Origin of the sequence: Pseudomonas sp. W17 (assembly GCF_040268305.1) — a bacterium.
Classification (GTDB): domain Bacteria; phylum Pseudomonadota; class Gammaproteobacteria; order Pseudomonadales; family Pseudomonadaceae; genus Aquipseudomonas; species Aquipseudomonas protegens.
Genome location: NZ_CP158490.1, coordinates 3,320,620 through 3,343,420, shown reverse-complemented (window position 1 = coordinate 3,343,420; position 22,801 = coordinate 3,320,620). Strand labels below are relative to the sequence as shown.

General features: G+C 62.4%; 23 protein-coding genes. 15 read left to right on the top strand and 8 right to left on the bottom strand.

Annotated elements, in window-relative coordinates; genetic code table 11:
• Positions 1–243: 243 nt before the first annotated feature.
• Entirely contained in the window at positions 244–855 is a 612-nt protein-coding gene (locus tag ABCR88_RS15550; protein WP_011061397.1) for an FMN-dependent NADH-azoreductase, read from the bottom strand.
• Positions 856–988: 133 nt separating this feature from the next.
• On the opposite strand from ABCR88_RS15550, the gene ABCR88_RS15545 reads away from it, so the two are divergent.
• Positions 989–1,897 carry a LysR substrate-binding domain-containing protein gene (locus ABCR88_RS15545; RefSeq protein ID WP_011061398.1) on the top strand — a complete coding sequence of 303 codons (909 nt, stop codon included), beginning with the start codon at positions 989–991 and terminating at the stop codon, positions 1,895–1,897.
• An 11-nt stretch (positions 1,898–1,908) separates the two neighbouring features.
• Positions 1,909–2,253 (top strand): MmcQ/YjbR family DNA-binding protein, encoded by a 345-nt coding sequence (locus ABCR88_RS15540; protein WP_169891849.1) that lies wholly within the window; start codon positions 1,909–1,911, stop codon positions 2,251–2,253.
• Here ABCR88_RS15540 and ABCR88_RS15535 read toward each other — a convergent pair.
• Positions 2,250–2,672 (bottom strand): DUF1294 domain-containing protein, encoded by a 423-nt coding sequence (locus ABCR88_RS15535; RefSeq protein WP_065364105.1) that lies wholly within the window; start codon positions 2,670–2,672, stop codon positions 2,250–2,252. The two genes, ABCR88_RS15540 and ABCR88_RS15535, sit on opposite strands and share 4 nt — an antisense overlap.
• A complete protein-coding gene (locus ABCR88_RS15530) occupies positions 2,669–3,499 on the bottom strand; it encodes an undecaprenyl-diphosphate phosphatase (RefSeq protein WP_232642057.1) in 831 nt (276 codons plus the stop codon). Before ABCR88_RS15530 ends, ABCR88_RS15535 begins: the two co-directional genes overlap by 4 nt.
• A 294-nt stretch (positions 3,500–3,793) precedes the next feature.
• On the opposite strand from ABCR88_RS15530, the gene ABCR88_RS15525 reads away from it, so the two are divergent.
• The 9 genes from ABCR88_RS15525 (at position 3,794) to ABCR88_RS15485 (ending at position 11,891) form a co-directional block, all read left to right on the top strand.
• A complete protein-coding gene (locus ABCR88_RS15525; protein WP_047286737.1) occupies positions 3,794–5,428 on the top strand; it encodes a methyl-accepting chemotaxis protein in 1,635 nt (544 codons plus the stop codon).
• 89 nt (positions 5,429–5,517) lie between these two features.
• The gene (gene pnuC / locus ABCR88_RS15520) at positions 5,518–6,081 is read left to right on the top strand and encodes a nicotinamide riboside transporter PnuC (RefSeq protein ID WP_011061403.1); all 564 of its coding nucleotides are present in this window, start codon (positions 5,518–5,520) and stop codon (positions 6,079–6,081) included.
• Positions 6,078–6,602, top strand: coding sequence for an AAA family ATPase (locus ABCR88_RS15515; protein WP_194237623.1), 525 nt, complete (start codon positions 6,078–6,080; stop codon positions 6,600–6,602). Before pnuC ends, ABCR88_RS15515 begins: the two co-directional genes overlap by 4 nt.
• 328 nt (positions 6,603–6,930) lie before the next feature.
• Positions 6,931–7,377: a hypothetical protein gene (locus tag ABCR88_RS15510; protein ID WP_041118291.1), complete on the top strand. Its 447-nt coding sequence runs from the start codon at positions 6,931–6,933 to the stop codon at positions 7,375–7,377.
• A gap of 1 nt (position 7,378) precedes the next feature.
• The gene (locus ABCR88_RS15505) at positions 7,379–7,957 is read left to right on the top strand and encodes a hypothetical protein (RefSeq protein ID WP_041118293.1); all 579 of its coding nucleotides are present in this window, start codon (positions 7,379–7,381) and stop codon (positions 7,955–7,957) included.
• A 63-nt stretch (positions 7,958–8,020) separates the two neighbouring features.
• Positions 8,021–9,013, top strand: coding sequence for a hypothetical protein (locus tag ABCR88_RS15500; protein WP_041118295.1), 993 nt, complete (start codon positions 8,021–8,023; stop codon positions 9,011–9,013).
• Between the two features lie 64 nt (positions 9,014–9,077).
• Positions 9,078–9,758 (top strand): C39 family peptidase, encoded by a 681-nt coding sequence (locus tag ABCR88_RS15495; protein WP_041118296.1) that lies wholly within the window; start codon positions 9,078–9,080, stop codon positions 9,756–9,758.
• A gap of 48 nt (positions 9,759–9,806) precedes the next feature.
• Entirely contained in the window at positions 9,807–10,541 is a 735-nt protein-coding gene (locus tag ABCR88_RS15490) for a hypothetical protein (RefSeq protein WP_041118298.1), read from the top strand.
• Between the two features lie 54 nt (positions 10,542–10,595).
• Complete coding sequence (locus ABCR88_RS15485; RefSeq protein WP_011061410.1) at positions 10,596–11,891, top strand: hypothetical protein; 1,296 nt, start codon at positions 10,596–10,598, stop codon at positions 11,889–11,891.
• A 70-nt stretch (positions 11,892–11,961) separates the two neighbouring features.
• On the opposite strand, the gene ABCR88_RS15480 is transcribed toward ABCR88_RS15485, so the two are convergent.
• Entirely contained in the window at positions 11,962–13,287 is a 1,326-nt protein-coding gene (locus ABCR88_RS15480; RefSeq protein WP_011061411.1) for a sigma-54 dependent transcriptional regulator, read from the bottom strand.
• A 353-nt stretch (positions 13,288–13,640) separates the two neighbouring features.
• On the opposite strand from ABCR88_RS15480, the gene ABCR88_RS15475 reads away from it, so the two are divergent.
• Positions 13,641–13,907 carry a hypothetical protein gene (locus ABCR88_RS15475; RefSeq protein WP_015635695.1) on the top strand — a complete coding sequence of 89 codons (267 nt, stop codon included), beginning with the start codon at positions 13,641–13,643 and terminating at the stop codon, positions 13,905–13,907.
• Positions 13,908–14,085: 178 nt separating this feature from the next.
• Here the strand turns inward: ABCR88_RS15475 and ABCR88_RS15470 are convergent, their stop codons facing one another.
• The 4 genes from ABCR88_RS15470 to paaY form a co-directional block, all read right to left on the bottom strand.
• Complete coding sequence (locus tag ABCR88_RS15470; protein ID WP_350404828.1) at positions 14,086–16,233, bottom strand: phospholipase C, phosphocholine-specific; 2,148 nt, start codon at positions 16,231–16,233, stop codon at positions 14,086–14,088.
• A 331-nt stretch (positions 16,234–16,564) separates the two neighbouring features.
• On the bottom strand, positions 16,565–17,533 hold the full coding sequence (locus ABCR88_RS15465; protein WP_225368807.1) for an adenylate cyclase: 969 nt from the start codon (positions 17,531–17,533) through the stop codon (positions 16,565–16,567).
• 322 nt (positions 17,534–17,855) lie between these two features.
• Positions 17,856–18,779: a phenylacetic acid degradation operon negative regulatory protein PaaX gene (paaX, locus tag ABCR88_RS15460; RefSeq protein ID WP_325984697.1), complete on the bottom strand. Its 924-nt coding sequence runs from the start codon at positions 18,777–18,779 to the stop codon at positions 17,856–17,858.
• Positions 18,780–18,843: 64 nt separating this feature from the next.
• Positions 18,844–19,437 (bottom strand): phenylacetic acid degradation protein PaaY, encoded by a 594-nt coding sequence (gene paaY, locus ABCR88_RS15455; RefSeq protein WP_325984698.1) that lies wholly within the window; start codon positions 19,435–19,437, stop codon positions 18,844–18,846.
• A gap of 413 nt (positions 19,438–19,850) precedes the next feature.
• Between paaY and paaG the strand changes: the two genes are divergently transcribed.
• From paaG to paaK, 3 genes are all read left to right on the top strand, one after another.
• Positions 19,851–20,642, top strand: coding sequence for a 2-(1,2-epoxy-1,2-dihydrophenyl)acetyl-CoA isomerase PaaG (gene paaG, locus ABCR88_RS15450; RefSeq protein ID WP_325984699.1), 792 nt, complete (start codon positions 19,851–19,853; stop codon positions 20,640–20,642).
• Positions 20,643–20,669: 27 nt separating this feature from the next.
• A complete protein-coding gene (gene paaI / locus ABCR88_RS15445) occupies positions 20,670–21,119 on the top strand; it encodes a hydroxyphenylacetyl-CoA thioesterase PaaI (RefSeq protein WP_011061418.1) in 450 nt (149 codons plus the stop codon).
• Positions 21,120–21,337: 218 nt separating this feature from the next.
• Positions 21,338–22,660 (top strand): phenylacetate--CoA ligase PaaK, encoded by a 1,323-nt coding sequence (gene paaK, locus ABCR88_RS15440; protein WP_236185829.1) that lies wholly within the window; start codon positions 21,338–21,340, stop codon positions 22,658–22,660.
• Positions 22,661–22,801: the final 141 nt, after the last annotated feature.

Sequence of the window (22,801 nt, the reverse complement as noted above, 5' to 3'; positions counted from 1 at the left end):
CTTTGCCGCCGGATCGAGAAAGCCGTTCTCCCCTGCCATCCCTTGCCGCCAAGGCCTTGCAGCTGTACCACGCCGTAGCCAGGGATGCACAAGCCGGGAGCATTGCTCCGTGTGTTGCATAACCCGGGCCAGAAACCCTGAACACCACAATAAAAAAACTCCGCACCCTGCCCACTTCATGCGGTGAGCAGAATACAGAGTTTAGTGGCCCTTGCCGTGCAGCAAAGGCTCTTTACACAAGCCTTACGCGGCAGCGAAGAGTTGCTGGCTGATCTGCGCCTGGGCGTCGCTCATGGCTTTGCTGCGTACTTCCTCGCCGTAGGCCAGGCCATGGGCGCGAACGAATTCGACATCGGTGATGCCGAAGAAGCCGAACAGCACTTTCAGGTAGTCCTCGTGAGCCACCCCAGTGGCCTGGCCCACGTGCAGGCCGCCGGAAGTGGACACCACAATCACTTTCTTGCCGCCGCACAGGCCTTGCGGGCCGGCTTCGGTGTAGCGAAAGGTCTCGCCAGCCACGGCGATGCGGTCGATCCAGGCCTTTAGTTGGGTGGGGATGGTGAAGTTGTACATCGGCGCGGCGACTACCACGGTATCGGCAGCCTTGAATTCGGCCAGGGCCTGAGCGCTGAGCTGGGCCTCATGCTTCTGCGCGGCGTCACGCAGCTCCGCGGCGGTACCGGCAGCCACCAGGGTGGCGGCGGAGAAGTGGCTGATGGCGTCATTGGCCAAGTCGCGGTAGGTCACCACGGTGGCCGGATGAGCGGCTTTCCAGGCCTCGACCACACTGTGGCTGAGCTGACGGGAGGCCGAGTTGTCACCAAGAATGCTGGAATCGATATGCAAGAGTTTCATCTGGGATCTCCAAGTGAGGACCGCCACTGGGCGATCGGATGTGGGCAATCCTACAGATGAAACCAATAGCTGATTAGCCGGTATAAATGCGATAGTTCGTCCCACCAGCAGGACAATCGAGCGAAAAACCATCATGCAAGACCTCAACGACCTCTATTACTTCGCCAAGGTGGTGGAAGCCGGTGGCTTCGCCGCCGCCGGACGCCTGCTGGGCATTCCCAAATCGCGGCTGTCACGGCGTATCGCCGAGCTTGAAGAACGCCTCAACGCCCGGCTGCTGCAACGCACCACCCGGCAACTGAGCCTGACTGCCGTGGGCGAGCGTTACCTGCGCCACTGCCAGGCCATGCTGCTGGAAGCGGAGATGGCCGACGAAGCCGTGGCCAGCATGGCCAGCGAACCCCGCGGGCGCCTGCGGGTGTCGAGCCCGGTGGGCCTGGCCCACGAACTGCTGACACCGCTGGTCAGCAGCTTTCTGGAGAAGTACCCCCAGGTGCAGCTGGAAATGCTCCTGCTCAACCGCCGTGTCGACCTGATCAACGAGGGTGTGGACGTCGCCCTGCGGGTGCGCGAGCTGGGCGACGAAGACCCGCTGCTGGTGACCCGGCGCCTGCGCCGGGCCCAGACGGCGATCGTGGCGACCCCAGACTTCCTCCGGCAGTACCCGGTGGAGCACCCGGAAGACCTGCGGCGCGTGCCGATTCTCGGCGCCCTGGAGGCCGACCGCCTGGTGCACCTGCGCCTGCTCGACCAGCAAGGCCAGGCCTGCGACCTGGCCCTGGAAGCACGCCTGGGCATCGACGACTTCATCGTGCGCCGTGCCTGTGCCCTCGCTGGCCAGGGCTGCACTGTGCTGCCCATGCTGTATTGCGAGGAGGAACTGGCCAGCGGCCAGTTGGTGCAGATGCTGCCGCAATGGTCATTGCCCGGCGGCTGGCTGCAGGCCGTGTATCCTCACCGCCGGGGTGTGATGCCGGCCGTGCGCGCCTGGATCGAGCACCTGAGTGAATCCTTCGAACGCTGCGGAGAACGACTGCTGTGAAAGCCCGAACCTTGAATGAAGAGCAAGTGGCGCAATTCTGCCTGGGCCTGCCGGGTGCGCGGGAAGACTACAAGTGGGGCGGTGTGCGGGTGTTCTCGATTGCCGGCAACAAGATGTTCGCCGTGCAGCACCTGCGGGGCGACTCGCTGGCCTTCAAGGTCGATCAGGAGCTGTTTCTCGGCCATGTCGACCGCCCGGGCATTGCCCCGGCGCCCTACCTGGCCCGGGCGCACTGGATCATCATGAACACCCCCTACCCCCTGGGCGCCTCGGAGCTCGAGGCGCTGCTGCAGCGCTCTCACCAGTTGGTGGTGAGCAAGCTGCCCAAGCGGGTTCAGGTGGGTTTGCTGCTCTAGAACAGGCTCAGCAGGCTGCTTTCCAGGAACAGCCGGTCGATCCAGAACACCTGGTGCAAGGCCACGATCAGCCAGAACACCAACTGGTAGGAGACCTTGCGGGTCTTGTGGCGCAACAGCTGCTGGGCCAGCAAGGCCCCGGGCCAGCCACCGGCCAGTTCCAGGGCATGCAGGACGTTCTCCGGGGTGCGCCGGCCCTCGGCCTGGGCCCGGCGCTTGTCGTGCCAGTAGACCAGGAAGGCCAGCAGGCTGACCGCGCCATAGGCGATCAGGGGAATGAGCGAAATCCCCTTCCACCACAGCGACAGCGAACCGAACAGCGGCAACCCGCACAGCAGTACGAACGCCAGCAGCTTGGCCCGGGGATGCTGGAGCCGCGCAGCACTGGCCGAAGGCGCCGGGCGCCGGGCCGTACTCATGGCTTGGCCGCCGTCCAGTCGACCCAGCCGAACTGCCAGGTCGCCAGGATCAACAGGCCGAAGGCAATGCGATACCAGGCGAAGGCCGCGTAGCTGTGGCTGGCGATGAACTTCAGCAGGCCCTTGACCGCGATCATGGCGAAGACAAAGGCGGTGACGAAACCGATGGCGAACACCGGGAAGTCATCGGGCTGGAACAGATGGCGGTACTTGTAGCCGGAATACACCGCGGCGCCGACCATGGTGGGCATGGCCAGGAAGAACGAAAACTCGGTGGCGGTCTTGCGCGACAGGCCGAACAGCAGGCCGCCGATGATGGTGGATCCCGAGCGCGAGGTGCCCGGGATCATCGCCAGGCACTGGGCGCAGCCGACCTTGAGCGCGTCCTTCCAGGTGATGTCGTCCACTGTCTCGGCATGCACCTGGTGCTGCCGGCGCTCGGCCCACAGCATGATGAGGCCGCCGACCACCAGGGCCGTGGCCACGGTAACGGGGTTGAACAGGTAGGCATGGATCAGGTCGGCGAAAATCACCCCCAGCACCACCGCCGGCAGGAAGGCGATCAACAGGTTGATCGTGAAGCGCTGGGCCTTGGGCTGGGTCGGCAGGCCGATCACCACATCGAGGATCTTGCGGCGAAATTCCCAGACAACCGCAAGGATCGCCCCCAACTGGATAATGATGTTGAAGGCCATCGCCCGCTCGCCGCCAAAGTCGAGCAAGTCGGCCACAATGATCTGGTGCCCGGTGCTGCTGATGGGTAAAAACTCGGTCAGGCCTTCGACAATCCCGAGTATCAATGCCTGTGCGGCGGTCCAAAGATCCATCGATTCCCCCATGAGGCGATGCTCGTGGCATGCCTCTTTTTAATTGGTCAAAGCATTTGCTGCGTCGAGCGTAGCCGAGAAATCGGCGCTCGTAAGATCAACACAAGCCCATGAAAATTATGTGAAAAGTTCAGAAAGGTTCAGGTTTTCGGTAAAGGCGCCGAAATCCTAACAGACAGGCGCAAAACACGCCGCGATGTTATTGGACTTCCGTAGGGTTGGCGTTGGAAGGCCAGCGTGCTTGGATGCTCCGGGCCTTTTATGACAAGAACAAGAATCTGGAGTGACCGGATGATGAATAGCTTACGCAAGATGTCCATCAGTCAGCGCCTGTGGCTGATCCTGATCGTGGCGGTGCTGACCCTGGTGACCCTGGGCGTGATGATGCTCAAGCAGATTCATGGGGACCTGTACCTGGCCAAGGCGCAGAAGACCCAGCACGTGGTGCAGACCGCCGCCGGCGTGCTGAATTACTACCAGGGCCTGGAAGCCGCCGGCAGCCTGACCCGCGACCAGGCGCAGAAGCAGGCGCTGCAGGTGATTCGCGGGCTGCGCTACAACCAGAATGACTACTTCTGGATCAACGACCTGACGCCGGTGATGATCATGCACCCGGCCAACCCCAAGCTCGACGGGCAGAACCTGGCCGCGGTGAAGGACCCGGACGGTTTCGAGGTGTTCAACGAGATGGTGACCCTGGCCAAGGCCAAGGGCGGCGGCATGGTGGACTACCGCTGGCCCAAGCCCGGCGCCGAGCAACCGGTCCAGAAGACCTCCTACATCCAGCTGTTCCAGCCCTGGGGCTGGATCATCGGCTCCGGAGTCTATATCGACGACCTGCAGGACGAGTTCTACGCCCAGGTACTGCGCGCCTCCTCCATCGGCCTGGTGATTGCCCTGCTGATGGCCGCCCTGGTGGTGCTGATCGTGCGCAGCATTGTCAGCCCGCTGCGCGAAACGGTGCACGCCATGGCCAACATCGCCAGCGGCGAAAGCGACCTGACCCGCAGCCTCGACACCCATGGCCAGGACGAGGTCACCGAACTGGCCCGGCACTTCAACGGCTTTACCGCCAAGTTGCGCGGTGTGGTGATGCAGCTGCAATCCAGCGCCGCAGCCCTGGAACAGTCCTCCAGCGAACTGGGTAGCAACGCCAACGACGCCCAGGAGCGCAGCCAGCAGCAATCCCAGCAGATGGAACAGGTGGCGGCCGCCATCAGCCAGGTCACCAGCGCAGTCCAGGATGTAGCCCGCAACGCCGAGCACGCCGCCACCGAGGTGCGCGAGGCCGAGGCCCAGGCCCAGCAGGGCCAGGTCAACATCGACGGCAGCTTGCAGCAGATCGACCAGCTTTCTATGACCATCGACCAGGCGGTGGAAGTGATCCGCACCCTGGCGGCGGAAAGCACCCAGATCGGCACGGTGCTGGAGGTGATCCGCTCGATTGCCGAACAGACCAACCTGCTGGCCCTGAACGCTGCCATCGAGGCGGCCCGGGCTGGGGAGCAAGGGCGCGGCTTTGCCGTGGTGGCCGACGAAGTGCGCCTGCTGGCCCAGCGTACCCAGCAGTCCACCGCGGAAATCCAGGGCATGATCGAGCGCCTGCAAAACCACTCCGAAGCGGCGGTCAAGGTCATCGGCGATAGCAGCCGAGCCTCGCAACTGACCATCGAGCAGGCCGGGCTGGCCGGCGCCAGCCTCAACGCCATCGGCCAGGCACTGCGCAACCTCAACGGCCTGAACGCGACGATTGCCAGCGCCACCCTGGAACAGGCCCATGTGGTGGAAGATATCAACCACAACGTCGGCCAGGCAGCCGGCCTGTCCCAGGGCACGGCCCTGGCGGCCCAGCACTCCAGCGCCGCCAGCCGCCACCTCAAGGAGCTGTCGGAGCAGCTCAACGGCCTGTTGCGCCAGTTCCGCGTCTGACCCCTCGCTGAACCCAAGGCCCCGGACTGACGCCCAGGGCCGACTCTGGGTACAATCGCCCCCCTCCTCCATTTCCCCAAGGAACCGCCATGTCCGGGCTTGAACTGTTTGCTGCCGCCCTCGGCGTGATCGCCGTCTGGCTGACGGTCAAACAGAACCCCTGGTGCTGGCCCATCGGCCTGGTCATGGTGCTGCTGTACAGCTGGATCTTCTACGAGGTCAAGCTCTATTCCGACATGCTCCTGCAGGTGGTCTACGCGGTGCTGCAGCTCTATGGCTGGTGGCAGTGGACCCGGGGCGGCGAACAGCACCAGGGGCGGCCGGTCAGCCAGCTGCAGTCCAGCGGACTGCTACAGGGCCTGGCCCTGGGCGCAATGGGCAGCCTGCTGCTGGGGGCTGCCATGGCCCACTGGACCGACGCCGCGCAGCCCTGGCTGGACGCTGCCTTGACCGCCTTCAGCCTGGTGGCGCAGTGGTGGATGGCGCAGAAGCGCGTGCAATGCTGGCCGCTGTGGATTGCCGTGGACGTGATTTTCGTCGGGCTGTTCGTCTACAAGGAGCTCTACCTGACGGCGGCGCTGTATGCCCTGTTCACCCTGCTGGCCGTCCAGGGCTGGCGAGCCTGGCGCGCCGACCCGGCCCTGCAGTCGTGAAGGTCCTGGTACTGACCGGCCCCGAATCCAGCGGCAAGAGCTGGCTGGCGAGCGAGCTGCAAGCCCACTTCGGTGGCATCCAGGTGGGCGAATACGTGCGCCACTTCATCGAGCAGCAGGGCCGCGACACCTGCCTGGCGGACATTCCCGAGATCGCCCGGGGCCAGCTCGCCTGGGAAGATCAGGCCCGCGCCGAGCAACCTGGACTGCTGATTCTCGATACCCACCTGTTAAGCAACCAACTCTGGAGCCAGACCCTGTTCGGCGACTGCCCGCCGTGGCTGGAACCCCAACTGCTGGCCCGCCACTACGACCTGCACCTGCTGCTGTCGCCAGAAGATGTGGCCTGGAGCGACGATGGCCAGCGCTGCCAGCCACAACTGGCAGAACGCCTGGCGTTCTTCGAGGCTACCCGCCATTGGCTGGAGCAACACCGCCAGCCGTACCGCATCATTGGCGGCGACTGGCAAGCCCGCCGGCAACAGGCCTTCGAGCAGGTCCGGCAACTGCTGCAAGCGTGATCGGTGCAGTGCCGCAGGACCACAAGTGTCCATCCCTGAAACACCTGCCTGGCCATCAGGCCGCCATTTTCCGCGGTGGCGCCCACGGCCGGGCAAACTGTTAAGCCCCTGATACACCCCCGCAGCAACCCCTGTTCCAGAGCGTTGCCCCGGTTATGGCCAATGGCCGTCGGGGGTAGGTGTCTCATCCCTGAAACAGTCCCGAAAGCCGACGCCCCGCAGCGTTCGCAAGCCGTTGAATCTTAAAAAGAAACAAAAAGCGGCACGGCTTCTGCTCTCTTCCTCGCAACGCCGGCTAGGGCCAGCACTGAGAAGAAGGAATACCGCCGTGGGGACGCTGAATAAAAGTTTCACCCGCCTACTGCTGATCAGTTGTGCCGTCAGCGCGGTGTACAGCCTTCCGGTGATGGCTGCGGGGAATGGCGAAATCATCATCCAGCGCACCGTCCAGGCGCAGCCCATCGGCCGCGCACCTTTGCAAAAAGATCCCAACCCCGTCGAGGTCAACACCAACCCGTCGGTCCTGGTCAATCAGATGACCAGTAATGAAATGAGCGATGGCGACTTTGCCGGAATCAAGACCGGAGCGCTGGTCCGCGGCACGGTGCTGTCCGGCAGCGCCGGTGTACCCGGCATGAATGTGCTGACCAACAACAACGGCCTGCCCGGCATGTCCGCCGGCCATGGCGGCGGTGCGGGCGCCAGCATCTCCAACTCGATCAACCGCAGCATCAGCTCCGGCATGGCTCCCTTGAGCAACATTGGAGGGCAATAACATGAGTCGCTCCCTGCTGTTCCTCGCCTTGCTGACCTGCACCGGGGCCATGGCCGACTCGGCCAGCCCAGTCACCGCTACCTCGAACATCCAGAACTCCGGCGCAGACTATACCGGCAACTTCAACGTCAACCAGGCCGCCGGCGACCAGCAGCAACAGACCAACGTACGGGCCATTGCCATAGGCACCAACGCCACGGCAACCACCAGCGTGACCCAGAAGATCACCACCGCCGCCAGCCGCGCGGTCAACGCCAGCAGCACCATCGGCGGCAACTCTTTCAGCAACGGCAACGGCGCACTGGGCGTGAACCAGTCGGCCGGGGCCAACAACCAGATGGCCAATGCCCTGCGGATCAGCATCAGTGCCAATCCGCAAAGCATTGACGACAGCGCCCTGTCGCAACAGAACGTGGCGCTGTTACCAGACTCAGGAGCAACTGGCACTCAACAAGGCAGCCGCCAGGTCGTTACCAGCGACCAGGCCTTCACCGGCAGCCGTGGAGTGATTCAGGTGAACCAGAGTGCCGGGGTGGGGAACCGAATGGCTAACACCCTGAGCATCCGGGTCGCAGATTGACCCCTCGTAGTGCAATTAGAAAGTACCAACACTTAACCAACTAATAAGCACCGGAGAAACACCATGAAACCTACAATGGCTCTCAAACCACTGGTTTTCGCACTGGCCGCAGTCATGGCAATGGCTGCTCAGGCAGGTGGTAACGATCATGGTAACAACGGCGGTCATGGCAACGGCCATGGCGATCACGATCAAGGTCCGGACCTCAGCACTCTGCTGCAAATCACCGCTGGAGCCGGTGCCGCAGTCATCGATGTGCAGAACAGCAACACCAACGTAGTGAAAAACCAGGGCACCAACAACAACGCCAAGGCCGACAACTCCCTGAACAACTCCAACGGCAACATGGGTGCCAACGTCGCCGCCGGCGACGGCAACCAACAAGACAATGCCGCTGCCCTGGCAACCGCTGACGAAAGCTTCATCTTCGGCAGTGCCGTGGCCGCTTCCAGCGCCACCCAGGTCAACAACAACAACTACGTGAAAAACTCCTCGACTCAGAACAACGCCGTGCTCAACAACTCCGGCAACAACGGTTCCGGCAACATCGGCATCAACGTGACCGCCGGCGACTTCAACCAACAGAAAAACAACCTGGCTATTGCCGTTTCCGGTGGCCGCGTAGCCACTGCCGCTGCTTCGGCCAACCAGCAATCGACCAACCTGGTCGTAGACAACAAAGGTGTCCAGGCCTACAAAAAAGACACCCTCACTGGCGGCTTCGTAGCCTCTGGCACCTACAAAGGCACCGGCAGCGGCAAAATCGAAGGTGGCGACGATCATGGCAGCGGCCATGGCTATGGCGACAACAAAGGCCACGGCAACGACGATCAGAAACTCACCTTCAAAGAACAAGGCACTATCGAACTGGCTGGCTACTGGACCCAGCAAGTGCTGACCAAAGACGGCTGGAAAAACCCAGTGGTCAACAACGCCAGCATGACCAACTCGATGAACGGCTTCTCCGGCAACGGCGGCGCCAACGTCTCGGCCGGTGTGGGCAACCAACAAAGCAACTCGCTGTCCATCGCCGCTGGCTGCAAAGCCTGCATGTAATCGCGATCGTAACGAAAGCCCCGGAAACGGGGCTTTTCCACAGTCCGACCAAGGCGTAACGATCATGCGTACTGCGATCCTCTCTCTCCTGCTGTGCCTCTGCGCCCCCGTCCAGGCCGCACAGATGGCGGTGGCCGGCCTGCCCGGTGGCAACCTGATCTTCAAACAGGTGCAGAGCGTGCGCGAGCGCAAGTTCAGCGACATCGTCGAGCAGAAAACCGACTTCAGCTGCGGCGCTGCCGCGCTGGCGACCATTCTGCGCCAGGCCTACTGGCTCGATGTCGATGAAGAGCACGTCATCAAGGGCATGCTGGTGAACTCGGACCAGAACCTGGTGCGTACCCAGGGGTTCTCCATGCTCGACATGAAGCGCTACGTGGAAAGCATCGGCATGCGCGCCCGGGGCTACCGGATTCCGCCAGACAAGCTCGAGGCGGTGACCATCCCGGTGGTGGTACTGATGGAGATTCGCGGCTACAAGCACTTCGTGGTGATGCAGCGGGCGCAGAAAGGCTGGGTCTATATCGGTGATCCGGTGCTGGGCCACAAGCGCTACACCCATGATGACTTCGTCAAAGGCTGGAACGGTATCGTGTTCGCCATCATCGGCCCTGGCTACGACAAGGCCAACGCCTTGCTCGACCCGCCAGCCCCACTGACCGCGAAGAACAAGCTCGATAACTTCTACCCGGTCAGGGACGCGGACTTGATGGACTTCGGTTTCATCCAGAGCGACTTCTTCTAGAAGCGCAAACACTATAAAGGGGCAGGACGCTCCGGGAGCAGCAAGCAGATGAAGACTTCATACTGGCTGGCAGCCGCCTGCCTGGCAGCAGCTCTTCCAGCCCATGCTGGTTTCAAGCCCGAACTCATCCAGGATCAGGAGTTATCGCAGTTACGGGGCCGTTACGTGATGCCGGGGCGGATTATCAGCTTCGGCATTGTCATGAGCAGTACCTGGCGCAACGCCAGCGGCGATCTGATCGGCGCGTCCACTTCGCTGCAGATCCAGCAAGCCACGATCAAACCGGAATTCTACGTCTCCACCATCAGCCAGGCCGGCAACGGCACTACGCCCCCGCCCGGGACCGGCAACGTGATCGGCGGCGCAGGGCTGGCCAGCGGCCAGGGCGTAACCCAGAGCGTAAGGGCCGCCGGCGACGGCAACTCGGCCTACAACAACATCAATATCAATGTCACAGAAGCCAATCAGGCGCCGGCACTGGCGGCCGGTGTGGGGCAGGCATTGATCAGCGGCCAGACCATCACCGGCAGCAACGCCGCCGGCAGTGTGGCGGTGTCGGCCCTCAACGGTGGCATCCAGATGGCCATTCAGGCCAGCGGCAACCAGGGCAATGCCTTGCAGCAAGTGGCCCAGGGCAATTTGCTGCAGAATACCCAGTTGATGGGTAACAGCAACCTGGTGAACAACATGACACAGCTCAATGTGGTGCTCAGGAACAACGGTCCCAGCACCGGTGCTTTGGACTGTAATTTGAGTACGCTCAACGCTCTACGCAAATTCTGATCTTGAACTACGCTGATTCTCGACCATTGAGGTTCACAAGGGACGGTTTATTTCATGTATCGATCGGTTTCACTGCGCGCAATAGTCTGTTTAAGCACTCTATTCCCGGCGGCGCTGGTACAAGCGGCGCCGGACGCCGATGTAGAGACCCTGAAACGAGAGCTTCTGGAACTCAAGCAACGTTACGAAGTACAGCAGAAGGCCCTCGCAGTGCTGGAACAACGGGTTCGCCAAGTAGAGGATCAACCGGCGGCTCCGCCCCCCAAGCGCCTGGCCAAATCACCTGCTGACCTGAAGGGCAATCAACAGGTCGCCGGTACTGGGGCCGGTGCCGCTTCCGGAGGCGCTGCAGGAGGCGCTTCCTATGGCCAGTCCCTCAAGGATGATTCGGAACCGGCACAAAGCGTCAGCAACCTCTACGACGAGGCCAGTGGTTTCTTTGGCGGCGGCAAGTTCAGCGTCGAGACCGGCTTGACCTATGCCCGCTACGATGCCCGCCAACTGACAGTCAACGGCTTCCTGGCGCTGGATTCGATCTTTCTCGGCAACATCAACCTGGACCGGATCAAGTCCGATACCTGGACCCTCGACCTGACCGCGCGCTACAACCTCAACAACCGCTGGCAATTCGATATCAACGCACCCGTGGTCTATCGCGAATCCACCTTCCAATCCGGTGGTGGCGGCGGCTCAGGCACCCAGACCACCGAAGAGTCGGTCACCCGCGACCCGACCCTGGGTGACGTGAACTTCGGGGTGGCCTACAAGTTCCTCGACGAATCCGAGTTCTGGCCCGACGCGGTGGCAACCTTGCGCGTCAAAGCCCCTACCGGTAAGGACCCATTCGGCATCAAGCTGGTGCAGTCCTCTGCCAACAACAACCTCTACGTGCCTGAAAGCCTGCCCACCGGTAATGGCGTCTGGTCGGTCACACCGGGCATCTCCCTGGTCAAGACCTTCGATCCGGCCGTGCTGTTCGGGACCCTGGCCTATACCCACAACCTGGAAGAGTCCTTCGATGACATCAGCTCGACAGTGGGCAGCAAGACCCCCGGCAAGGTACGCCTGGGCGACAGCTTCCAGATCGGCGCCGGTGTCGCCTTTGCGCTCAACGAGAAGATGAGTATGTCCTTCTCGGTTTCCGACCTGGTGCAGCGCAAAAGCAAGCTCAAGCAGGACGGTGGCGACTGGCAGTCGGTGGTATCCAGCGATGCCAACGCCGGCTACTTCAACGTCGGCATGACGATTGCCGCCTCCGACAACCTGACCATCGTACCCAACCTGTCCATCGGCATGACCGAGGATGCTCCGGCCTTCACCTTCAGCCTGAAATTCCCCTACTACTTCTGACCCACCGGCAAAAACGCCAAGGCCCGCTGCGATTCCCCAATCGCAGCGGGCCTTGGCGTTTCTCCCCGCCCTAGCGGATCTGGTGCTTGTGCAGCAAACGGTAGAAGGTCGGGCGCGAGATCCCCAGGACCCGCGCCGCCACGCTGAGGTTGTCGCTGTGCCGGTTCAACACGTCGCACAGGGCCTGGCGCTCGGCGCGGTGCTTGTAGTCTTCGAGGGTGCCCATGGGCAGGTCCTGGGCCTGCAGGCTGAGCAGGCCCAGGTCGCTGGCCTGGATCTGCCGCCCCTCGGCCAGCACCAGGCCGCGCCGCACCCGGTTGGCCAGTTCGCGGACATTGCCCGGCCAATCATGCTTGCCCATGGCCACCAGGGCATCCTCGCTGAAACTGCGGGGCCGGCGCCCGGTTTCCTGGCTATAGAAGTGGGCAAAATGGCTGGCCAGCATGCCCAGGTCGCCATGGCGCTCGCGCAACGGCGCGGTGATCACTTGCAGCACATTCAGGCGGTAGTAGAGGTCCTCACGGAAGCGCCCGCTGGTAATGGCCGCTTCCAGGTCGACGTGGGTGGCCGCCAGAACCCGAACATCCACCGGAATCGGCTGGCTGCCCCCTACCCGTTCGATGTGCTTTTCCTGCAGGAAGCGCAGCAGATTGGCCTGCAGCTCCAGCGGCAGGTCGCCGATCTCGTCAAGAAACAAGGTGCCGCCATGGGCCGCCTCGATGCGCCCGACCTTGCGTTGATGGGCGCCGGTAAAGGCGCCCTTCTCGTGCCCGAACAGTTCGGACTGGATCAGGTGTTCGGGAATCGCTCCGCAGTTGATGGCGACAAAGGGTTTGTCGTGGCGCTGGGACTGACGATGCAGGGTACGCGCCACCAGCTCCTTGCCGGTGCCGCTTTCGCCTCGGATCAGCACGGGCGACTCGGTGGGCGCCAGCTTGCCCAGCAGCTTGCGCAAGTCGCGGATCGGCCGGCTATTGCCCAGCAACTCATGCTCGGGCTGGTCCACATGGATCGAGCCCTGTCCCCGCAGGCGCGCCATGCCGAACGCCCGGCCGAGGGTCACCTGGACCCGCGACACGTCGAACGGCAGGGTGTGGAAGTCGAAAAACCACTCGCAGACGAAATCCCCGACCTTCTGCAGGCGCAGCACTTCCTGGCTCAATACTGCGATCCACTCGGTGCCGCTGCGGCTGATCAGGTCCTTGACCGCCTCCGGGCGCTCCAGGTGAAAAGGCTGCAGGCGCAGCAGGCCGACATCGCAGGAGCGTTCGCGGGCGGACTCCAGGTCACAGCTGTCGACATCCCAGCCAATGGTGCGCAAACCGGGTAACAGGCGATGGCAATCGTCACAGGGATCGACCACCAGCAAACGGCGCTGCACAGGGGCTTCGAGCATGACTGTTCCTTGGCGCCAGGGTATGGAAAAGTTATTAGAAACAGTGATTTGGAAAACCTGGCTGTAACATTAGCAAGAACTTGACGGTGGAATGTATCAATTGCTTATAGCGCTGATTACCAAAGGAACTAACGTGGGACTCCAAGCTGTTCACGAGCGACTGATTGTCGCAGTTGTTTTATCCAGCCCCCGCAACTAAGGGCCCGGCCACAAGGCCTGTGCACGAAAGTTGTAAAAACTTGTTTTTCAGTGTGACCCGAGTGCTACCTCGGTGCATCAGTACAAATGACCAGCCGAACGGTAAGCCCAACCGACGGCACATCATTTGATTGGGCACACAGAGAGAAGACCCCATGAACGCCCCGCTCCGTATCAACGAAGCACTTTTGATCGCCGACCGCGCATTCCAGCCTTTTCAATGCGTGGCCTGGGCTCCACAGGACGGTAATGGCGAACTCAGCCTGACCGTCATCGACCGCACCAGCACCCGTATTGGCCACACCCAGATTCCCAGCAGTGCCTACTCCGATCCAGCCCAGCTGGAAGACCTGCTCAAACAGGCCCGCGCCGAACTGAGCCAGGACGGTTATACCTTGCAGTCCTGGGCCATGCCCAAGTAAGCGATGCTGTTAACGGATCACCCGAAGGGGTGATCCGTTATTTAAAGCAAACAACTAAGCACCCTATCTATCCTGCCCTCCTCTACAACTTCTACCTTCCGGGTATTAGTTGCTCTTGTCGTTATCCAGCCCGGCTTCCGGTTTCACTTCGAAAGCGCCCTCATTTTTGCCAAGGTCTTCATGCCCGGCCCATCAAGGGGTCGCTGATGCTGTGTGCTCCGGTTTCCAGGCGCCCGGCGATCCGGCGCAGCCAGCCGCCGTCGCTGCGCAGCGTCAGGTCGTACCAGCCGCCACTGCCCTCGCAGGCAAACACCTGGCGCACCTCGCCCCGGGCCGGTACCGCCAAGGTCCATGGGCCCTGCTGGGTGTAGGGGCAGCGATCGATACTGATGACCACCCCGTGTTCCCCCGGATTGCTCAGGGTCAGTTGCAACTGGCTGTTGCTGGTGGTCACCAGCAGTTCGGGCTGCAGGGTTTTCAGGTCGCCGTGGAAACTGCGGTGAAACCCGTTGGGGCCCAGGACCCAGAGCTGATAGCGCTCCACCACCGGCCAGCTGTCCTGCAGGGCCTTGCCGGCTTCCACGGTATAGCGGCGGGGAATCTCGCTCAGGTGCAGGCCATCGTAGACATGCAATACCGCCCCTTGCTCCCCAGTGTTCTGCAGGCTCAGCGACAAGGTGCGAGCCTTGCGATCGGCCTGGCTGTCCACATGCAGCCGATAGGGCAAGGCCCGGGAAGGCCGGGCCAGGCGCTGCTGCTGCGGCGCCAGTTGCTGGCCGGCCGAGGGCAGCGGTACCGGCAGCAGTTTTTCCTGGCGCTGGCGCAGGCTGTCGGCGGCCTGGCGGGTAGTGGTCTGCAGCGCGGGAAGGGTTTCATGGTTGGGGTCGGCAAAGTTGAACGCCGAGGTCAGGTCGCCGCAGACTGCCCGCCGCCAGGCGCTGATGTTCGGCTCTCGCACGCCAAAGCGTTTCTCGAGAAATTGCAGCACCGAGGTATGGTCGAACACTTGCGAGTTGACCCAGCCACCACGGCTCCAGGGCGAAAGCACCAGCATTGGCACCCGCGGCCCCGGCCCGTATACGCCGCCATCGGGCAAGGGTTGCTGGGTCGAGCCCGCCGGGGCCGGGTGGGTGAACAGTTCGCTGTCGAAACCCAGGGTGGACTTGCCGGCAAAGCTGCCGTCCTTGCGCCGCGAAGGCGCCGAGGGCGACGGCATATGGTCGAAGAAGCCGTCGTTTTCATCGTAGGTCACCAGCAGTACCGTCTTGCTCCAGACCTCGGGGTTGCTGGTCAAGGCCAGGAGAATTTCCTGGGTGAACCAGCCGCCCTGCACCGGACTCGAAGGCCCGGGATGCTCGGAATAGGCTGCCGGCGCGACAATCCAGCTGACCTGGGGCAGCTTGCCGGCCTGCACGTCGTTGCGAAACCCGCCAATGATGGTCGAAAGGTTGCTGCCGCTGCTGGCCGGCAGGGTATTGCCATTGCCCTTGTACAGCGGCGCCACGGCGTTGAGCCCGTCGCTGTAGGGCACGAAGGCATTGAAATCCTTCGGCGGCTGGGCCGGGTTGCCGACCTGCACGCTGGCGGCCCGGTACTGCCGGAACCCCGCCAGCGGGTTGTCGCCGAAGTTGTCCGGCAGGTGCTGGTACACCTTCCAGCTCACGCCCTGCTCTTCCAGGCGCTCGGGGTAGGTCTTCCAGCTGTAGCCGACATTCACCGGCCCCGGGCCGTCCCATTCGTTGACCACCGCCGCCACCTTGGCTGCGCTCGCGCCATTGCTGCCAGTCCAGAGGAACAGCCGGTTGGGGTTGGTGCCGGCGTGCACCGAGCAGTGGTAGGCGTCACACAGGGTGAAGGTGTTGGCCAGGGCGAACTGGAAAGGCAGTTCCTGCTCGCGGTAGTAGCCCATGGAGGTATTGGTCTTGTAGGTCGGCCAGGAGCTGATACGCCCCTCGCCCCAGGCCGAGTGGGCGTCCGCCCAGGAATGCGGGGTGCCGCTGACGCGCTGGGCGTTGCCCTTGCTGCTGTCCAGGTGATAAGGCATCACCAGCCGGCCCTTGCCCTGTTGCTCCCACACTTCCCGTTGACCGGCCTGGGGGATGGTGAAGCGGTCACTGAAGCCGCGCACCCCGGGAAAGGTGCCGAAGTAGTGGTCGAACGAACGGTTTTCCTGCATCAGGATCACCACGTGCTCGACGTCCTTGATGGTCCCGGTCCGGTTGTTCGCCGGTATCGCCAGGGCCTGGCGGATGGATGCCGGCAATGAGGAAAAGAAAGTACCGATGGCGGCCGCTTGCAAGAGCTTCCTGCGTGTAAGACTGGGCATGGGTTATTGAGTCCTTATGGTTGCAGCGCGATATATAACGCTGCCCCCAAGGTATTGGGCGCAAATAACAATGCAGTGACATTGCCATTGCAGTTGGTTCATGAAACGTACAACTACCCGGCACTGTCCTACCTTGCCAGTTCGGCAATAACGCATTGCCAGGTAACGCAGGAAGAATATTTCATGAATAAAACACCCGAGTTCAAGAAACGCCCGGTACATTTCGCCGGCGCCTTAACTTTTCGCTGGCGAAATGCACTAATGAGCGGGCCAGAAAACAGGCTTCGCACACTCCCAGGGCTGTATCCGTTTTACCGGAGAAAGCACAGTGCTATTGAAGGCTATCGGCTACTTCATTGCGCTGGACCCGCAGCGGGTTGAATAGCAGGCGAATGAACTGCGGATCTCGGGCCAGTTTGTAATCTTCACCGACGAAGTATTCTTTGGCGGCCGGGTCATTCTTGCCGATATATAAGATCCAGGCCGTGGTAATACCGGCAAACTCATCTTCCCTGACGCTTCTGACCGGGCTGAAATGAGTGGCGTTATGGGCGGTTGCGCTCCAGCCCGGCACGGCCTTGATCAGCCCGCCCTGCCACAGCCTTGGCCAGGCCCAGGCCGGGACCACTACGTCCGCTGCGCCGGTGAGCACCAGGGTCGGTGTCTTCACCGTGGAGCCAAGGCCGATCGGCCCGGGTTCGATCGGCAGCGAGCCGATATAACGCAACTGCGGGTCGATGCCCTTCAAGGTCTCTGGCAAGAGGCTTGCCGATAGAATCGATGCACCTCCTCCCGCCGAATGCCCCGCCACAATGGTGCGCGACAGGTCGACCTTGCCGAACAATGGCGAGGTCGGGTCCTGGTTGAGCTTGCTCAGTTCCAGGGCGCCGAGCACATGCATGGTGGGGGCGGTGTTGATGAAGTCCGAGGAGATGATCACAATGAAGCCGTAGCTCGCCCACAGCCGCAGCAGATCTGTGTACTGCCCCTGGTTGGAGAGAATACCGCCAACGAAGTTGACCACTGGCAACTTGTCCAATTGCTTGATATTGGACGGGTAATAGACACTGGTGGAGATCGGATTGGAGAATCCGTAAGGAAAGGACTGATTGCATTGCAGGCTGTTATCCAACAGCATGATCCGCGCCAACACCCCCAACAACCCACGGCAATCACTCAGAACAGCATTGGTGCTGACTGCATAGGGCCCCGGAGACTTGGCATATTGATCATTGGCCAGCCCAAATGCCGGAACCAGTTGCGATGCAATAGCCAACTTGCCCCAAATAACCAACATCATGGCCAGGCCGAACTTTGTAGCCAGGTTGCGAATCCACTTCATCGATAATCCCTTTATCTGTCTGCTTTCCCTGCAGGACCGAATACCTGTACCTGGCCATGCTCCCTGTATTGCAAATATCTTCAAACTTGCAGTGCACGTCATTCAACTGCAATAGCGCTGAAACATTCTCTGCTTAGTTGCATTGAATACGTTCGCGACCCTAGATCAGGACAAATTCGCAGGTCAATGACTCTTTAACATCCGGGCCGTGATAAACCCGGGCTGCAACGCCCGGGGCCTCTCCTCGGGCATCACAGCTGGCACCCCGTGGATGAGCGGGCTAGACCAGCCCGCCAAAACGCCGATAGTAGCTTTCGCCGACATCCGGCAACGGGCCATCGGCGTTCTCCAGGGCAGTGGCCAGCCATTCTTCAGCCCGGGCCTGGATCAGGCGATAGATGTTGCGACACAACTGGCGCGCCGCGCGGCCTTCCCAATCCCCGGGCAGCAGTTCGTCGGGCAGTTGCGGATCGCGCAGCAGCAGCTTGCGGTACTCATGAATCAGCAGCAGCCGGGCCAGGAAGCAATCCTGGGGCTGCAACTGCTCCTGCTCGCGCAGGGCCTGCCAGAGCGGGCGGAACAGCTGGATGAACTCGCTGTAGTGGGCTGCCAGTTCATCGATGTTCCAGCTTTCCCGCACTTGCAGGCGCAGGGCCCTGGAACTCAGGACATCCTGGGGCGTGGTCTCGAAGACGATGGTGTCTTCCTGGGCGCCAAGCTCCACCAGGGTGGCGTTGATATCGGCCCGATCACTGCGCGGGCAGGCCAGCAGTACCGGCGACATGGCGCCGAACCCCTGCCATTCCAGCTCTTCGCGCACCTGCTTGCGCAACTCGACAGACAGTTGCGAGAGCATCACCAGGCACCAGGCGCCGTCCCAGGCCGGCACTCCGGCGCTGTACACGCGCTTGAAGGCCTTGTCGAAGCGCCGGCGCCCGGTCAGGGTCAGGCTGTAGTAACTGCGCCGGCCGACCTTTTCAGCGCTCAGCCAGCCCTCTTTGCTCAGGCGGAAGATCGAGGTGCGGATCAAGCGCTCGTTGATCCCCATGGGCTCCAGCAATTGAATCAGGCTGCCCAGCCACACCGTGCCGCCGTGGGGCTCGATGGCATCGCCGTACAGGGTGATGATCAGCGAACTGGCGCGGATCGGAGTCTGCTCCTGGAAACGTTTGATCAGGTGGTTCAGTGGCGCTAGGGACGACATGGATGTACCGGTAAAAAAGGAAGGAATATAGCGGGTTTCAGGCAGCTATAGCGCCCTGGCAGGTTCATGGGCGAGCCTTGGGGCGCAGCGCACTGTTGCCGATTCGCGGGCGTCCGGGCTCTGCCTCCCGCAGCGGCTCGCAAGGCCGCATCTGCTCCAGGCAACGCCTGGCCAGCTGTTGGTATTCGCGGGTCCCCGCCTGCTTCCAGGCCAGCTCCGCATCACTGAGCGGGCGGCTGACCCGAGCCGGCGCCCCCATGATCAGCGACTGTGGCGCACACTCGAAGCCAGCCTTGACGAAGGCTGCCGCGGAAACGATGCAACGGGGCGCGATATGCGCGTTGTCCATCACCACCGCATTCATGCCCACCAGGGCGTCGGCGCCAATTCGACAGCCATGCAGGACAGCGCCATGACCTATATGGCCGTTGCGCTCGACCACCGTATCGCTGTCGGGAAAACCATGCATCACACACGTATCCTGCAGGTTTGCCCCCTCCTCCAGAACGATCCGCCCAAAATCGCCCCGCAAGCTGGCCAACGGGCCGACGTAACAATGGGCGCCGACAATCACATCACCAATCAGCACCGCTGAAGGGTGCACATACGCGCTGGGGTCGACCACCGGGGTCAATCCATCGAGGCTGTAACAGGTCATTGAGAGGTTCCTTGAAGAACACGCCATCTGAAAGCAGGAAATACGATGAACTGCGGATGGCAGTTTGTATCATATTATTGGCCAGGCACAAGACAGGCGCCGCCGCAATCAGCCAGCCTGGCTGCTCCACAAAGACTTGTCAGTCCCTAATTATCAACGCCTTAGGCAGCCTGTAGGCTTTTGTCGTGAGCCTGGGGCTACAAAAAAAGCTGGACCGACACTCAAAATCAAGACACATTAAATTCACTTAACAATTGCTTTTATGTATCGCATTGGCGATATACTCGACGAAAACCGGCCAACCAGCCAACCCGACCACCGGCCACCCCGAGGACATTCACCATGCCTCAACGCCTTGCCTCCACGCCTGTCGGTGGTGTTCGCCTGATCGCCCAGCACAGAGCGCCCCGTCCATGAACTTCAGCACCATCCTGTTCTCCATCAGCGAGGGCGTGGCCCTTCTCAGCCTCAACCGCCCCGAACAGCTCAACAGCTTCAACCCGACGATGCACCGCGAGGTTCAGGCAGCCCTGGACCTGGTGCGCAATGACCCGCAGGTGCGGGTCCTGCTGCTGACCGGGGAAGGCCGGGGCTTCTGTGCCGGGCAGGACCTGGGCGAGCGCACCGTGACACCCGGCGGCGCCGCGCCGGACCTGGGGGCCTCCATCGAAACCTTCTACAACCCCCTGGTGCGGGCCCTGCGGGACCTGCCGCTGCCGGTGATCTGCGCGGTCAACGGGGTGGCCGCCGGGGCCGGGGCCAACCTGCCCCTGGCCTGCGATCTGGTACTGGCCGCACGCTCGGCAAGCTTTATCCAGGCCTTCTGCAAGCTCGGGCTGGTTCCCGATTCCGGCGGTACCTGGCTGCTGCCGCGCCTGGTGGGCATGGCCCGGGCCAAGGCCCTGGCCCTGCTCGGCAACCGCCTGAGTGCCGAACAGGCCGAGCAGTGGGGCCTGATCTACCAGTGCGTGGATGATGCCCAACTGCGGGACCAGGCCCTGAGCCTGGCCCGGCACCTGGCCACCCAACCCACCTACGGCCTGGGCCTGATCAAGCGCAGCCTCAATGCCAGCCTGCACAACAGCTTCGATGAGCAACTGGACCTGGAGCGCGACCTGCAACGCCTGGCCGGTTGCAGCGAGGACTACCGCGAAGGCGTCAGCGCCTTCATGGAAAAACGCAGCCCTGTGTTCAAGGGCTGCTGACCACGGCGACTCCAAGGAGGCCCCAGCATGACTGAACATGACGCCATGGAACTGGCCCGGCGCTGCGCCCGGACCCTGTTCGAACGTGACCCGGCAAGCAACGCCCTGGGCATGCGCCTGTTGTCGGTGGCGCCCGGTGCGGCGCGCCTGGGCATGAGCGTGCGGGCCGACATGCTGCAGGGCCACGGCACCTGCCACGGCGGCCTGATCTTCACCCTCGCCGACTCGGCCTTCGCCATTGCCTGCAACAGCCATGACCGGGCCACGGTGGCCCTGGGTTGCAGCATCGAATACATCGCCCCGGCCCAGTTGGGCGACACCCTGACCGCCGACTGCCATGAACAGAACCGCGGCGGCCGCACCGGCCACTACGCGGTGCGCGTGGAAAACCAGCAGGGCCGGCTCATCGCCCTGCTCCAAGGCAAATCCTACCAAGTGCACGGCCCGGTGCTGACACAGGAGACCTCCCATGAATGACCCACTGCTCATCGATGCCGTCCGTATCCTCATTGGCAGCGCCGGGGCCGCTACGCGCTGTGCACCATGTGCATCGGTGTCGACCCGGGCATCGCGCTGATCAGCGAGCGGCTGCAGCACAGTAAAAAGACTCCCCCGGGGCTCGCCTGCGCCCCGGGGCATGCACTCAGAGCCCGCCCGCCGGCGGGCTACAAGACAACAACAATTCGAGTGACACCATGAACATGCCGATTGCCGGAACCGTGCCCGACGCGCTGCTGGACCCGATGGAAACCGCCAGCATCGACCACCTGCGCCAGCACCAGCTGGAACGCCTGCGCTGGAGCCTGAACCACGCCTACGACAGGGTCCCGCTGTACCGCCAGCGCTTCGACCAGCTCGGGGTGCATCCCCGGGACATCAAGCGCCTGGAAGACCTGGCGCACCTGCCCTTCACGACCAAGGCCGATCTGCGCGACCACTACCCCTATGGCATGTTCGCTGTACCCATGGACCAGGTGGTACGCCTGCACGCCTCCAGCGGCACCACCGGCAAGCCCACGGTGGTCGGCTACACCCGCAACGACATCGACACCTGGGCGCAGGTGGTGGCGCGCTCGATCCGCGCCGCCGGCGGCCGGCCCGGGGACAAGGTGCATATTTCCTACGGCTACGGCCTGTTCACCGGCGGCCTGGGGGCGCACTACGGCGCCGAACGCCTGGGCTGCACGGTGATCCCCATGTCCGGCGGCCAGACCGAGAAGCAGGTGCAACTGATCAAGGATTTCCAGCCGGACATCATCATGGTCACCCCCTCCTACATGCTCAACATCGCCGACGAGATCGAGCGCCAGGGCCTGGACCCGCACCAGCTGGCGCTGCGCCTGGGAATCTTCGGTGCCGAACCCTGGACCGACGAACTGCGCAGTGCCATCGAACAGCGCCTGGGCATCACTGCCCTGGACATCTACGGGCTGTCGGAAATCATCGGCCCCGGGGTGGCCATGGAATGCGCGCAGACCCGCGACGGCCCTACCCTCTGGGAGGATCACTTCTACCCGGAAATCATCGACCCGATCACCGGCCAGGTACTGGCCGATGGCGAACTGGGCGAGCTGGTGCTCACCTCCCTGACCAAGGAAGCGCTGCCGATGATCCGCTATCGCACCCGCGACCTGACCCGGCTGTTGCCGGGCACGGCGCGGCCCATGCGGCGCATCGACAAGATCACCGGGCGCAGCGACGACATGCTGATCATCCGCGGGGTCAACGTGTTCCCCACCCAGGTCGAAGAACAGGTGCTGAAGGTCGGGCAACTGGCCCCCTGCTACGAGATCCACCTGTACCGCCACGGCAACCTCGACAGCGTTGATATCCACGTCGAGCTCAAGCCTGAGCACCAGCAACTGGGGGACGACCAGCAGCGGGCCCTCTGCGGCGATCTCAGCCGCCACATAAAGACCCATATTGGTATCAGCTCACGTATCGTTTTGCAGCCGGCATTCAGCATCAAGCGCTCCGAAGGCAAGGCCTGCCGGGTAATCGACAAACGCAACCGCTAATCCATCCTTCCTGGAAGCCCCGCTGATGCGGGGCTTTTTTTTGCCTTGGCAAAGGCCCAGGGGCGCAATGCGATACCAAAATCAAACATGACACGTTATTTTATGTTTGATATTAATTTGCGTATCACATATAAACATTCC